General features: G+C 52.2%; 13 protein-coding genes. All 13 read right to left on the bottom strand.

The window, feature by feature from the left end:
• Positions 1-57: 57 nt before the first annotated feature.
• The 13 genes from GQ52_RS07825 to GQ52_RS07765 all read right to left on the bottom strand — a co-directional run bounded on the left by GQ52_RS07825 (position 58) and on the right by GQ52_RS07765 (position 13,505).
• Positions 58-267: a dodecin gene (locus tag GQ52_RS07825; protein WP_047516498.1), complete on the bottom strand. Its 210-nt coding sequence runs from the start codon at positions 265-267 to the stop codon at positions 58-60.
• Positions 268-314: 47 nt separating this feature from the next.
• The gene (locus GQ52_RS07820) at positions 315-818 is read right to left on the bottom strand and encodes a hypothetical protein (RefSeq protein ID WP_047516495.1); all 504 of its coding nucleotides are present in this window, start codon (positions 816-818) and stop codon (positions 315-317) included.
• 53 nt (positions 819-871) lie between these two features.
• Positions 872-1,966 (bottom strand): ABC transporter substrate-binding protein, encoded by a 1,095-nt coding sequence (locus GQ52_RS07815; protein ID WP_047516492.1) that lies wholly within the window; start codon positions 1,964-1,966, stop codon positions 872-874.
• A gap of 381 nt (positions 1,967-2,347) precedes the next feature.
• Positions 2,348-3,736 (bottom strand): TonB family protein, encoded by a 1,389-nt coding sequence (locus GQ52_RS13750; protein WP_161792008.1) that lies wholly within the window; start codon positions 3,734-3,736, stop codon positions 2,348-2,350.
• Between the two features lie 101 nt (positions 3,737-3,837).
• On the bottom strand, positions 3,838-5,697 hold the full coding sequence (locus GQ52_RS07805) for an ABC transporter ATP-binding protein (protein WP_047516490.1): 1,860 nt from the start codon (positions 5,695-5,697) through the stop codon (positions 3,838-3,840).
• Positions 5,684-7,552: an ABC transporter ATP-binding protein gene (locus GQ52_RS07800; RefSeq protein WP_047516487.1), complete on the bottom strand. Its 1,869-nt coding sequence runs from the start codon at positions 7,550-7,552 to the stop codon at positions 5,684-5,686. Before GQ52_RS07800 ends, GQ52_RS07805 begins: the two co-directional genes overlap by 14 nt.
• A 113-nt stretch (positions 7,553-7,665) precedes the next feature.
• The gene (locus GQ52_RS07795) at positions 7,666-8,439 is read right to left on the bottom strand and encodes an ABC transporter permease (protein WP_047516484.1); all 774 of its coding nucleotides are present in this window, start codon (positions 8,437-8,439) and stop codon (positions 7,666-7,668) included.
• Between the two features lie 38 nt (positions 8,440-8,477).
• A complete protein-coding gene (locus GQ52_RS07790; protein ID WP_047516481.1) occupies positions 8,478-9,245 on the bottom strand; it encodes an ABC transporter permease in 768 nt (255 codons plus the stop codon).
• A 44-nt stretch (positions 9,246-9,289) separates the two neighbouring features.
• Positions 9,290-9,694: a biopolymer transporter ExbD gene (locus GQ52_RS07785; protein WP_019883263.1), complete on the bottom strand. Its 405-nt coding sequence runs from the start codon at positions 9,692-9,694 to the stop codon at positions 9,290-9,292.
• Positions 9,694-10,440, bottom strand: a complete 747-nt coding sequence (locus GQ52_RS07780; protein ID WP_019883264.1) for a MotA/TolQ/ExbB proton channel family protein — start codon at positions 10,438-10,440, stop codon at positions 9,694-9,696. Before GQ52_RS07780 ends, GQ52_RS07785 begins: the two co-directional genes overlap by 1 nt.
• A 26-nt stretch (positions 10,441-10,466) precedes the next feature.
• The gene (locus GQ52_RS07775) at positions 10,467-11,306 is read right to left on the bottom strand and encodes an energy transducer TonB (protein WP_019883265.1); all 840 of its coding nucleotides are present in this window, start codon (positions 11,304-11,306) and stop codon (positions 10,467-10,469) included.
• 17 nt (positions 11,307-11,323) lie between these two features.
• A complete protein-coding gene (locus GQ52_RS07770; RefSeq protein WP_047516478.1) occupies positions 11,324-12,199 on the bottom strand; it encodes an ABC transporter ATP-binding protein in 876 nt (291 codons plus the stop codon).
• Positions 12,200-12,434: 235 nt separating this feature from the next.
• The gene (locus tag GQ52_RS07765; RefSeq protein ID WP_047516475.1) at positions 12,435-13,505 is read right to left on the bottom strand and encodes an ABC transporter substrate-binding protein; all 1,071 of its coding nucleotides are present in this window, start codon (positions 13,503-13,505) and stop codon (positions 12,435-12,437) included.
• Positions 13,506-13,508: the final 3 nt, after the last annotated feature.

Raw genomic sequence — 13,508 nt, 5'->3', positions numbered from 1 at the left:
AAAAAATGGCCCGAGGATCAAACCCGGGCCGTGATCAAGACACTACACTGGGTATTATTATTCTTCGATTCTGAAGCCGACTTTAATCGTGACCTGAAAATGTGCGACTTTGCCATCCGCAATGTGTCCACGCGTTTCGATAACCTCAAACCAGTTAAGGTGATGTAAGGTTTTTGCCGCACGTTCAATGGCATTCTTAATGGCATCATCACTGCTGATGGGGGAAGACCCGACCAGCTCAACAACTTTATAAATATGCTCTGACATGGTTCTATCCTTGATATGGTTGAAGGATGTGTTTGACTGCCAGTTGATTATACTGGCTGCCAGACACGTCCGGGCGCATTCTGGTTAGGATTTCCCTCAATGCGGATCAGCTTGGCCGGGCCATCGCGTCGTGGCGAGTGAATCTCGTTTTCGTTATAGACGCGGACATTGCCTGGCCTCAATTCAATCGAATCACGTAATTTCACCGAACCGGGCTTGCCGCCTGGTTCGGCCGGGTCAATCACATCCCAGCCATCCATGGTCGTCACGCCAGCGACCTGGCCATAAATGGCCCAGGAAACACCGTGGTCATGCGGTTGTGTTTTTCTGGCTTCTTTAAACACGTGGCCCAGAATGGCAAAGCCTAAATCGGTATCTTCGTACAGTACGCGACGTTGTGGTTGGGCGTCATCCAGGTATTGCTGTGCGAATGCCTGATCGGATACCACATCTTGCAGATACACGCGTACACGCTCACGGCCAGCCGGACCTTTGTCCTCCAGCAAAAAGGTGCGCACCTGCTGCGCGACCGAATCAATTGTAAAAGCCATGCTTGCTCCTGAAAAAGAAAGATGGCACGTGCAAGACACGCGCCATCATGGTGTTAAGCAGCCAGTTTGCCGCCCTGTTCATTAGCCAACAGTTGTTGTAACGCCTGCTGTGCATCGGCCAATGGTCTGGTATCAATCCAGGCGTCAAAGTCAAAATCGCGGTCCAGAATGCCGTAGGTGAGCAGGAAGTTTTTCTGCTGACGGAACAGCTCAATGCGCTCTGTGGACAAATCAGGTGCCAGTGACAGGTGGAAGCCATTGCGATAAGCCGCAGCCACCCCTTCTGCCGTGCCACCAGTTTCACTCTGCAGGATTTCATGCACGCCAGCCAGGTTGGTTTTAGCCCACTCTGCGGCGCGCAAGGTCTGGGTTAAAAAGCGCACCACGTAATCGTAGTGATTTTCCAACAGGTAACGATGGACGGTAATCGGGCGTGGCGTACCGTTATTCACACGAAAACGTTTCTCAGGCAGCGCATCGAGGTCAATCCCTACGACCAAACCTTGGTCACGGGCACCGTCTTGTGCTGCCGCACCTTTAACATACACGGCATCGACTTTACCTTCGAGCAGGGCGTTAAAACTGGACTGCCAGCCGCCATAACGACGACCAGACGCGGTCACTTCGTTTTGACCGACCTCGACCAGCTGGATGTCATCCAGTGTCAGGCCAGCGGAATCCAGTGCGCCTTTATAACCATGCAGGCTGCTATGACGCGTGATGGTCCGGCCACGCTTGTTCTCAATCACATCTTTGGGGTTATACGCAGGCAACCCCAGGCGCTTGCCCTTGAGGTCTTCCGGGCGGCGGATATTGGAATCCGGGCGCACAATAATGGATTGTGATTCTTCGATCCAGGTCAGGCCGATCAAACGGGTTTCTGCTCCTTGCGCTTTTGCTGGGATCGCAAACAGGTTACCGCCTTCGCGAATCAATGTTTGCAGACCGTGGTCGTAATGGTGATGTCTGAAATCAGCACTGTCATCATCCTGCAAGGCACGCAGGCGAATATTGTCCGCAGAAAATTCTTCTTGCAGCCAGCCCAGCTTAAACGCAATGCCGGAAGCCGTTGGTACGCCACCTTGACCATTACCCGCGCAACGCGTAAACCAAAGCGTATTGTCAGGAAGTTGTTGTTGGTTACTCATAAATACATTCCTTTAGTGAATTAAATTGTTTTCATAGCGGCTCAAACGCGTTACATTCACACAAAGTGACAACCGTTGTATTCGCCATATCTGTCGGTCCATGTGATTGCCACTGTTAACGTACGCAAGCCACCTCCAGAAGCACGGCTCCCGAGGGATTCACCATCAAACGTTGCGTTTGTTTAACAGTTCATGCAGTCATCTGCACAAAATATGCCAAATGCAAAGAAACTTAAATATCCAATATAATTCAATGAGTTGCGAGCAATCAACAACAGCATCCAACATGCGTGTGTACGCTATTAAACAGCCGAGTGATGTAATTTCAACAGTTGCTTGTGTATTTCATCAATACCGTGATCAAACACGGCTAAGGCAACATTAATTTTTGAGATTGAACGCCACAGGCACAGTAACCACTGCATCCACGGGCTCACCCTTGATGGTCGGTGGATAAAACTGCCAGCGGGAGACCGCCGTCAATGCCAGCCAGGCAAGCTCTTCATTGTCGGCTTTGAGCGTGTGCGGAAATTGCACCGTGCCTTCGCGATCGATATAAAACTCTACCAATACAGTCCCCGTGACGCCTTGATCAGCCAGCTCTGGCGGATATACTGGCGATGGCGTATAGAACCGCTTTGGCGCAGCATCCAGTTGCGCAACCGTGAATATTTTTGGCTGAGAGTCTTTCAACTTATTGAGAACTCGCCGACCACTCTCGTCAATGACAGTCTCCCGGCTTTCATATTCAGAAAACTCGCGCGAGATGGTAAAAGCCGACCAGGAAGGTTGTTTATTTTTACGCGCGGGGAAAAAACTCGAAGAAGCAACGCTTGCTTTAAGCGCTTCACCAAATGCAGGCGCGCTGCTTTCAAGTAATTGTACTTGGATAGGTAAGCCTTGCGGATCAATGACAACAGCCACTTTAGCTGAACCTTTTACCCGTTGCCGCAATAAGTCCAAGGGATAGACTAATGGTGCCACCACTTTATCGACTGGTGGTTTATCGTATTGAAACTCTGGAGGCAAGTGACTACTGGCTTTGGCTGGATAAGTAAACGGCAACACTCTGCGCAGGCTTCTGTCTGACAATATAAAACTAACCTGTTCAAAAGCCCGCTCAGAAACCGGTGCACCATATACCAGCGCAGGCGTCACTTTCGCACTTCTCAATGCGCGTATTGCAGCCTTTTCGAAAGCAGGATGATTACTTCTGAGCACTTCGATAGCGCGCACACTCGCCTTTTCGGACACTTGCATCTGGGCAAGAAAGGTACCGCTATTGCCATATCTTACTAGCTCATCCGGATAGGAAATCCGCTCTGGAATATTAATTTTTACTGCTTGGAAGCCATCTCCTATGGGATTCCCCAATTTGAAGATTCCTTCATAGCGAGCATTGTTAGGCCACACTTTGGCCCCTTTACCAGTTTTATAGCCTTCCTGAAACTCTCCCTCATAGCGCCTGCCATCTGGCCAGGTTTGGACACCTTGACCATGTGGAACACTATCCACAAAATCAACCTCTGTTCGAGAGCCATGATTAATATTGTTAAACTGTTCCATGACCCCCTTACCCTGTAGTTTTCCCTGCTCAAAACGGCCAGTGTATGCATATTTATGAATACCATCGTGAAACCAGTTCAGGGTACCGTTACCATCCAGATAGCCATCTTTACAATTACCTGCCCACTCTATGGTTTCTAACGGCTGCGGTAGCCAGCTATAGGCCTTGCAACCATTGTCATCACTAATCCAGGCGGCTTTCACTTCATCTGCGCTATGACCAATTGCTGACCCAAACAGGCATAACATGGCAACGCATAGTTTTTTCATATCTCTCCCGAATTTGATAGTCATCGTCAACGTTATTAAAGCTGTTCGCCAGCCTCATAGGCGTGATATAACTCGGCATATTTACCCTGCTGCTGGATCAGTTGCGCATGCGGACCGAGTTCAGCCAATTCACCGTGATGTATCACGGCAATCAGGTCAGCATCGCGGATGGTGGCCAGGCGGTGTGCAATAATAATGGCGGTGCGGCCTTCACATAAACGCCGCAGCGCATGCTGGATACGGCGTTCGGTTTGTATGTCGACGGCCGACGTGGCTTCATCCAGAATGAGGATAGTGGGGTTGGCCAGATAAGCACGCAGCAAACACACGAGCTGGCGCTGGCCGTGGCTGAGGTGTGAGCCCATAGCACCTACTTCGGTATAGTATCCGTGTGGCAGGCGGCTAATCAGGTCATCAATGCCCAACTCGGCCGCGGCTTGCTCAAAGTCAGCCAAGCTGGCTTCAGGTTTTGCCAGGTGCAGGTTATCAATAATGCTGCCGCTAAACAGCACGTTGTCTTGCAACACTACCCCGACATGCTGACGCAAATTACGCTGGCTAAGCTGGCGGATATCGACCTGGTCAATAAGCACTTGCCCTTGCTGTACATCATAAAAACGCGTCAGCAATTGAATTAAGGTACTTTTACCGTGACCGGTTGGGCCGACAATCGCCAGCACCTGCCCGGCCGGAACCGTTAAATCCAGGTTTCGAATAACAGGCCTGGACTGATCTGGCACATAGGAAAAACCGACATTTTTAAAGCTCACCTCGCCTTTAATCGAGGCAAGTGTCTGCGCGTTAGGAGCATCAACAATTTCCGGCCTGGTATCCAGTAATAAAAACACTCGCTGGGCCGAAGCCACGCCATTGGTATAACGCTCTACAAGGTCACCAAGCTCCTGTAGCGGCCCCAGGAACATATAGACATAAAACAGGCTGGCCGCAAATTGCCCCAGGGTTAAATGGCCCAGTGTGACTTCCTCACCGCCTGCCACTAAAAGCAGCATCAGGCCCAGTATCGTCAGCACGCCGGTGAAGTGTGTGAACCAGCCCGAAGCAATATTGCTGCGCACCAGTGAATGAATAAAGGCATTGACCAGCGCGCGGTAGCGCTGCAAGTTGCTCTCTTCCTGCACGGTTTGTTTGATAATGCGCACGCCTGCCACGGTCTCGACCAGGTGCGCGGTAAAACGGGTACGGTTTTCAGCCACACGCGCAAAATGCTGGCCGGATAATTTCCGGAATAGCGTACTGGAAAGAATGAGCAAAGGAATCACCAGCGCCAGGTGGTAAAACAGCGTCGGCGACACCCACAACAATATGCCAGCGGCCATAACGAACCTGAGCAAGGCAGAAAATATCTCCGGCGGCCCTTGAATCAGCAGTGGTTCCAGGGCATCAATATCCCGATCGACCCTGGAAATGATGCGGCCAGACTTAGTACGGTCAAAGTAAGCCACGCTTAATTGCTGTACGTGACTAAACAGGTCTATACGCAACTGATTCAAAATGCGGATAGCCGCCGTGCCGGAAAAATATTGTGACAAGCCAGCCAGCACAAAACGTGCGGCCCACATACCGGCAAGGCCAAGCATGGCGACATTAATCACCTGCCAGTTCAAGCCAACCACGGCACCACGGTCAGCTGCAACCTGTGACTCATACAGCAAACCAAAATCAATGGCCTGCTGAATAAAGTAAGGGCGCAAGAACACAAAGCAAACCAGGGCCAGTTCGAGCAGCATGGCACTCACGATGTACTTGCGCACGGGTTTTAACAGTGGCAGCAGCCGCCAGAACATATTGCGGTTCAGTTGCTGCTTGGCCAGCGTTTCTTCGAGTTCAATATCAGACAAGGCCTTGATATTCGGGTTACGTTCAGCGGCCATCATCCAACCCCATCAGTGCACGATAACGTGCATTATTTTTCACCAGCGCCTGGTGTGTATCAGCAGCGATAATGCTGCCACTTGCAAGTAATAACACCTTATCTGCCAGCAAAATGGTAGATAACTTGCTGGCAATCACCAGTACGGTCGTTGCACGCCCTTGTGTTTTCAGGGCGCGGATATTGTTTAATACATTGCGCTCAGTCACCGCATCCAGCGCACTGGTGGCGTCATCCAGCACCAGGATACGCGGCTGCCCGAGCAAGGCGCGCGCCAGGCAGACACGTTGCCGCTGACCACCAGACAAAGTCACGCCACGGTCACCAATGCGGGTTTCCAGACCGTCACTCAGACTCACCAGCAGCTCTGACGCACTCGCCATTTGCAGTGCCCATTCCAGGTCGTCGTCAGTGGCTTCAGGCGCCGCCAGCCGCATATTGGCCGCCAGCGTATCCGAGAACAAAAAAGCCTCCTGCGGTACGGTATGTACCTGTTTGCGCAATTCGGCCAGTTGCAGCTCTTTGACGTCCAGCCATTGGCCATCACTTCCCGCAATTTCGACCCGGCCATGGCTGACTTCTGCCAGCCTGGGCACCAGGCCTGCCAGCGTACTTTTTCCCGATCCGGTGGTGCCCACCAGCGCCACAATTTCACCGGCTTCGATATCAAATGTGCAATCACTGAGTACCGGATTACCCCCTTCTGGCGGTAACACCGACACCTGCTCAAAGCGTAGTGATAATGGCCCGGCCGGTAAGGCCTGAGTGCCGGATGTGATATCTGGCTCGGCATCCAGCAGATCCCAGATGCGGGCCGCCGAAGAGCGTGCATCGGCGAACACCTGCATGACCCTCCCCACGCCCTCTACTCTAAACACCAGGGTATTCACCATGAGTAAAGCAGCGATCAGCTGACCAAGATTGAGCGCGTGCGTATAAACCAGGTGACAGCCAAACCCCAGCACCCAGACTTGCCCTAGCGCGACCACAAATTGCGGCAAGGGAATACGTGAGGTATAAAACGACAGGGCGGCAAACGCCTGTGTCATAAACCCCTGCACCTGTTGCTCAAAACGTTTGATACGGCTGGCTTCCAGCGCAAAGGCCTTGATCACGCGTACGCCATTGACGCCTTCGGTCAGGTCCTGGTTCACGGCATCGTAGGCTTCGCCCACGGCCCGATCGAGTTTAACCAAATGTTCGGTTTGCAACAGCAAAATACCAAACCCAACCAGGCACAACAGCAGCGGCACCAGGCCCAGCCAGAAGTCATACCAGAATAAAAATCCCATGGCGGCGCTGACCACCAATGCCGTATCTACCACCTGGCGCCAGAAGCTGATCAACGCATCTCGCAACTTGTCAGAGTCGCGCGTGGTGCGCGTCACCAGTTCGCCTGCGCCATGTTGCCAGTGATAGCTTTGATCCAGTCGCTGCACCTGAATCAAAATGCGCTCACGCAAATGGCCAATCAGGTTCTGCTGGATAATCAATGATAACCAGCCGACAAAATACAAGATCGCGGCACGTGCCAGCGCAATGCCGACAATGATCAGTAACCATTGCCAGGCCACCTCGCTATTCAAAGCGCCAGTAACCGTGCGCACAATGGCTTTGCCATGCTGCACCTCATCAATGGCACGCGCAATCAGGCCTTGCTGCAATGCCAGCAGCACATTGGCCGCCGCAAACAACCCGGTACAGAGCCAGAACCGGACCGGGGTTCGGCTATACAGCAGCAGACAGCGGATCAGCGGGTAATGATGGAGGTTAAAGGCAAAAAATACAGGCCATGGTTGCTGGCCTGACTGCGGTAATACAGGTTTGTTTTCAAGAGAGTGTTCAGTCAAAGGATTCAACTTCTATCTAAATCTTGATCTTGGCGCACAGCATCACGCTGCGACTTCTGCGCCAAGATCTATTATTGAGTGCGGTGATGGCTTATGGTGATGGTTGGTGATTACGGACGGCGCTAGCCAACCTGGCGCCATTTGAACAGGTGATTACTCGCCAGCTTAATCAGCAGAGACATCCCATAACCGAGTACGCCAATCACAAAAGTCACAATAATCAGGACATCCATCCGGGAGGCTTCCTGTGCGTTCATCATTAAATTGCCCAGTCCGGCACCAGCGGTAAACAATAATTCGCTACCGATGGTGGACAACCACGCAAACGCCAGTGCTAATGAAAAGCCGGTAAATACCTGCGGCAAGGCAGCTGGCAAGGTGATGCGGCGATAAATCTGCCAGCGGCTCAAGCGATATACCTGCCCGACCTCATTAAAGCGGCGGTCAACTTGCAACATGCCTTCAAAAGTTGAGAGCACCACCGGGTAAAACGCCGACAGGCTAACCACAATCAATTTTGAGGTATCGCCATTGCCAAACCACAATGCGAATAATGGCACCAGGCCCAGCAAAGGCACTTGGCGGATCGCATGGTAAATCGGCGTAATCAGGATGTTGGCTGTACGCGACACTGCCACCAGTGAGCCGACCAGAAAACCGGCACTGGCGCCCAGTAACAGGCCGGTAAGTGCACGCTGTACACTGGCCTGCACATTCACCAGCAACTCGCCACTTCGGCAGAGCTCGACCACACCGGCCCAAATTTGGCCCAATGAAGCAAAGGCATAAGCATGATTGGCATCCAGGCGCGACATCGCATCCCAGGCCAGAATGACCACTATCGGCAATACCCAGCCACGCCAGTCGGGAATCCATTTATAAAAAGAATTTTGCATGCGGATATCTATCTACTTATTTGCTGTTGATGAATGACTTATGCTTTGACAGCGGGTTGCCAGGGAATCAGGCGAATCTCGGCCCACTTAAAGAGCTTGTCTATGCTAAAGCCGACCAGGCCGGTGATGACGACGCCGACCATGACAACATCAAGGCGAAACATTTCGCGCCCTAATTGCATCATTTGGCCGATACCGCTATCCGCTGCGAGAAGTTCCGCCGCGACTAGGATGGTCCAGGAGCGTGAAAAAGCGATCCTGAGCCCGGTGAATACAGGCGGCGTAATGGCCGGAATAATCAGTTTGCGATACAGCGTGGTTTTGGGCAGCTGATAAATGCGCGCCACTTCAAAATAGTTTTTGGATACCCCTTTGGTCGCATCATAGGCTGCCAATGCGACGGTCAAAAAAGCGGCCTTGGTCACAATAATGACCTTGAAAATCTCATCTACGCCCAGCAACAGGATCAGGATGGGAATCAAGGCGATCGTAGGCACCTGACGCAAGCCTTGAAACAAGGGCAGCGCAAACACCTCTACCCGCGGTGAAATCGCCATCCAGATACCGAACAGCACACCAGTGAGTGCACCGAGGCCAAAGCCAGTAAGCAGGCGGAAGAAGCTGGCTTTGAGGTGCAAGGCCAGTTCGCCGTTAGCAGTGAGTTCTTCCAGCGTGGCCACCACCGCACCAGGCGAAACCAGCACATCGTCAGCGTACCAGCCCGCCGCAGCCACCCACCACCATACAAGCAGCAGCAGGATGGGCGAAATCAGGAAAGGGAAGAATTGTTTCCAATCACGTGTCATCAACTTGCTACCTCATCCAGTTTCACTCTAGTCACCTTGTTTCACTATTCGCCTTGCGTTAATACGGCCACGCGCGTGATACCGGCACGCTCAATCGCAGCCATCACCTTGGCGACTTTGCCGTAATTCACGGCCTCATCAGAACTCAAATGCAAGGTCACATCCGGGTTGTTATCATGCAATTTTTTCAGCTCAGGCTCTATCGTCTCCAGCGGATACTCCTGGCGATCGATAAACAGCTTACCAGCGGCATCCACCGACACCGTCACTGGCTTTTTCTGCTCAGGCGCTTTGGTGGCGGCCGTTTTTGGCAAATTCACCTGAATGGCGTTGTTCATCAAAGGCGCGGTCACAATAAAAGCCACCAGCAATACCAGCATGACATCGACCAATGGCGTGACGTTGATTTCACTCAATACGTCATCATCAGCATTTGTGGAAATAGCCATTATGCAGTTGCTCCTTTAAGGTTACGCACCACCGCAGAAGCCGCTGAAGAGGATGCAACAAATTCACCGGCCTTGGAGCCATCTGCCTTTTTAAAGGTGACGCGACGCGATACCTTGATTAAATCTTCAGCAAAATCATCCAGGTTGGTGCTGCTGGTTTTTAAACGACGCAGGAAAAAGTTATAAGCCAGCACCGCAGGCACAGCCACGGCAATACCAATGGCTGTCGCCACCAGGGCTTCACCAATCGGGCCTGCGACCACTTCCAGGCTGGCGGTGCCCAGTTTGCTGATGTCGGTCAGCGCGTGCATGATGCCCCAGACCGTACCCAGCAAACCAACAAACGGTGCGGTACTACCGATACTGGCCAATACAACCAGGCCTGCTTCACGTAATACGCGCTCTTTTTGAATCTGCTGGCGTAGTGCGCGCTCAAGTACTTCCTGGCGGTCACCGCTATGACGCAAATCATCGGCAGACTCCACATCCAGGTCTTTCAAGGTTTCAAAACCCACTTGGGCGACACGGTAGGCCGGGCCGTTATGGCCTTCCAGCGTGGCGGCTTCCTGCAGGCTTTTTGCACCCCAGAAGGCGGCCCTGAATTTAACGTTTTGCTTGCGGATCAGCCACACCTGGAAAGACTTGGCCAGGATAATGGTCCAGGTGACGCCAGAGGCCACCAGCAAGGTAATCAATACACCAAGCACCACTGGGGATGCACTTTGATAGGTTTCTAAACTAAACATAATATTTCCTTTTCAAATTAAAAAAATTACTGCAGCTTGAACTCAACCGGGAATGTTGCCCAACCTTCGACCGGGGTATTCCCTCGTTTTGCCGGGGTAAATGCCCAGCGCTTCGCTGCAGCAACCGCAGCATCATCCAGTACACCGTGTCCACTGGACTTCTTGACCTTCACATCTGCAGGCTTGCCGTTAGGCAACACTTTCACCCGCAATACCACCGTGCCTTCCCAGCCCTGATCCGCAGCAAAATCGGGATATTCAGGATCAGGGTTGTTCAAATGACCAACACCACCTTTAGCTTCCACCAGCGGTTCCTCTTTCACCACCACCGGCGGAGGTGGCGCTGGTTCTGGCGCCGGGTCAGCGACCACCGGGCCGCTGGTTTTTGCCGCGGTGGTGTTTTCCTGTACCACGATGTCGTTCGGCGCAATATGCTGGTCAGCGGGGGCGGTCCTTAATGCCGTTGGCTTGGCGGCCTGTGGCGGTGGGTCAGCGCGCTTGACCTGCGGTGGCGGCGGCGGAGGTGGTTTTGGCGGCTCAATGACTGGTGGCGGAATCACCTCTGGCTTCACAAACTCTACAATCACTTCATTTTTCTTCGGCTTGACGATGCTGGGTTGATGCAAGGCATTAATAAACCCAGTTACGCCCAGAATATGGGCCAGAATGACCACACCAATCAGCGCCAGCAATTTATTACGCGGAATAATCTGCTCTACGCGATTAAACTTGCTGACCAGACGCTCGGATAACTTGCCAAAATCTTCGCCAGTGGCGACCAGGTTCTTTCTGGCTTTGCTTTTATCTGTGAGTGAATCCCAAATCGTAGAATGCTCAGCGGGCGTTTTCAGTGCCGTTGTTGACATACAAACTCCTAATAAATCTAACTAATCTCGATGAAGTCGCTTAACACATCATCTTTAATGCGCTGAAACTCCGGTGAAGTACGATGGCGCGGTCTGGGTAAATCCACATCCACCACGCGTTTGATACGCCCTGGATTGGCTTCCATGACCACCACGCGATCTCCCAGGAACACCGCTTCTTCGACGTCATGCGTGACCAGGATGGAAGTCGTGCCTTCGGTTTCCCAAAGACGTTGCAATTCTTGCTGCATCTTGAGGCGAGTCAATGCATCCAGTGCGCCAAACGGTTCATCCAGTAATAACAATCTTGGCTTGAGCACCAAGGCCCTGGCAATCGCGACACGCTGTGACATGCCGCCTGAAATCTGGTGAGGAAACGCCTGGGCAAATCCAGACAGGCCAACCAGCTCAATTTGGTGTTTCACGCGCGCATCCACCTCCTGCTGTGTCAGGCCAGAAGATTCCAGTGCCAACGCCACATTCTGCTCAACGGTCAGCCACGGGAACAAACGATGCTCCTGAAACACCAAGCCTCGATCCAGTGAGGTACCTGAGACTTTGTCACCCAGCCAGACAATGCTGCCGTCGTAAGCGCTATCCAGTCCTGCAATCAGCCTGAGTAAGGTCGACTTGCCGCAGCCACTACTACCGACAATGGAAATAAATTCGCCTTTAGTCACTGCCAATGAAAAATCTGACAGCACGGTCAACGCTTTACCGTTGAGCTGGAAAGTCTTGGAAACGCCCTCTACCGCCAGCACGGCCGACGAGCTCGCCAGTGACAGATGTTGCGAACCACGCAGGCCTGACGGTCTCACCGACGCATTGTCTTCGCCGAGGCTATCTACGTGCGCTTCATTGATCACACTTAAAGCGGTTTTAGGGCGACTCATGTTTCTTCCTGTGCAAAATAACTAGAGTGCTATACGCAATCCCTGTGCCAAGTTAAAAATTAATATTTATTACTTAATAATCATAAGGTTATACACATTCCAGAGAATACCCTGTGTTGGGCAATGTTGTATATCCATCATCTGACGGCAGGCATGTGCTGGTATAGCAACAGACATAAAAAAACAGATGGCGGGAGACCATCTGTTGGAAGGGATTGCCGGGAAGCAATAAAGGTTATTGTTGTGATGCAATCCGGGACGGTGCCCAGAAAGTCTCCAGGTTCAACTCCTTTAAAGCTTTGTCGACAAAGCTTGAGTTAAGCAGTTGCTGAATATCAATATCGTTTCGAATCAGGCCAGACTCACGCGCATAAGAGGCTGCACGTTTGTAATGATCCACCAGCGCCTGGTCATAAAGCGGTGACCAACGGTCACGCCAGCTCACGCTATCATCTTCATAGTCGCGCCTGACCACACTCTCAGGCTGCACCAGGCTGGCATAATCCTTGAGGTAGGTTTCCTTGTGCGCCTCTTGCGCTGCCCAATGGTTGGCTTTAATAAATGAGGTGACGATGGCTTGAGTGAGCTCCGGATGCTCTTTGACAAAGTCATTGCGCGCCCACAAGCCGCCCATCAGTTTCCAGTCCGGTGGAGCATTTTTGGTCGACCAGATGATTTTACCCACGCCTTTATCCACCAGGTTATAGGCATCACTTAAAGAGAAGAACGCATCTACCGAGCCACTGGCCAATGCCGCAGCACCGACTTGCGGATTCACGTTCACAATCTTGAAGTCGGTCAGCTTGAAGCCGTTTTTCTGCACCAGGTTGGCAAACGGAATCTCCCACGGGCGGCCCCGGTGCAAGGCAATGCGCTTGCCTTTGAGGTCAGCAATCGTTTTTGCCGTTGAGTTGGCGGGCACCACCAAATAAGAGTTACCGCTACGTCCCCATGGGGCGACCAGTTGCACGCGCGGCTTGGAGCCGTTCAAAATAATCGGTGGCAAATCGCCATAGGCCGCAAAGTCTATGCTTTTGTTGGCAAAGGCTTCGTTGACAATCGGGCCAACCATCGCCGTGGCAGCAGGCACCCACTCCAGCTTGACGCCACGCTTGGCCAAGGTTTCATCCAGCCCGGTTTCACTGGCCAGCTCGGTGCTACCCAGATAGTGCGTCTTGCCATTGAGGTTATAAGCCACGGTGGCAATTCTCACCACTTTCGGGTCGGTTTCAGCACTGTGGGCGCCTGACACCGTCAACGCCGTCAACGCCAATGCTGAAAATACATAGTTTAAAAATCTGCTCACACC

The organism is Methylophilus sp. Q8, from assembly GCF_000800115.1.
Lineage (GTDB): Bacteria > Pseudomonadota > Gammaproteobacteria > Burkholderiales > Methylophilaceae > Methylophilus.
This window is presented reverse-complemented; position numbering and strand designations above follow the sequence as displayed.

Bases quoted from the DNA above. Each gene is read 5' to 3' on its own strand.
- GQ52_RS07790 (WP_047516481.1), bottom strand. From the start codon at position 9,245: ATGACACGTGATTGGAAACAATTCTTCCCTTTCCTGATTTCGCCCATC.
- GQ52_RS07820 (WP_047516495.1), bottom strand. From the start codon at position 818: ATGGCTTTTACAATTGATTCGGTCGCGCAGCAGGTGCGCACCTTTTTG.
- GQ52_RS07780 (WP_019883264.1), bottom strand. From the start codon at position 10,440: ATGTTTAGTTTAGAAACCTATCAAAGTGCATCCCCAGTGGTGCTTGGT.
- GQ52_RS07815 (WP_047516492.1), bottom strand. From the start codon at position 1,966: ATGAGTAACCAACAACAACTTCCTGACAATACGCTTTGGTTTACGCGT.
- GQ52_RS07825 (WP_047516498.1), bottom strand. From the start codon at position 267: ATGTCAGAGCATATTTATAAAGTTGTTGAGCTGGTCGGGTCTTCCCCC.
- GQ52_RS07770 (WP_047516478.1), bottom strand. From the start codon at position 12,199: ATGAGTCGCCCTAAAACCGCTTTAAGTGTGATCAATGAAGCGCACGTA.
- GQ52_RS07805 (WP_047516490.1), bottom strand. From the start codon at position 5,697: ATGATGGCCGCTGAACGTAACCCGAATATCAAGGCCTTGTCTGATATT.
- GQ52_RS07795 (WP_047516484.1), bottom strand. From the start codon at position 8,439: ATGCAAAATTCTTTTTATAAATGGATTCCCGACTGGCGTGGCTGGGTA.
- GQ52_RS07775 (WP_019883265.1), bottom strand. From the start codon at position 11,306: ATGTCAACAACGGCACTGAAAACGCCCGCTGAGCATTCTACGATTTGG.
- GQ52_RS07785 (WP_019883263.1), bottom strand. From the start codon at position 9,694: ATGGCTATTTCCACAAATGCTGATGATGACGTATTGAGTGAAATCAAC.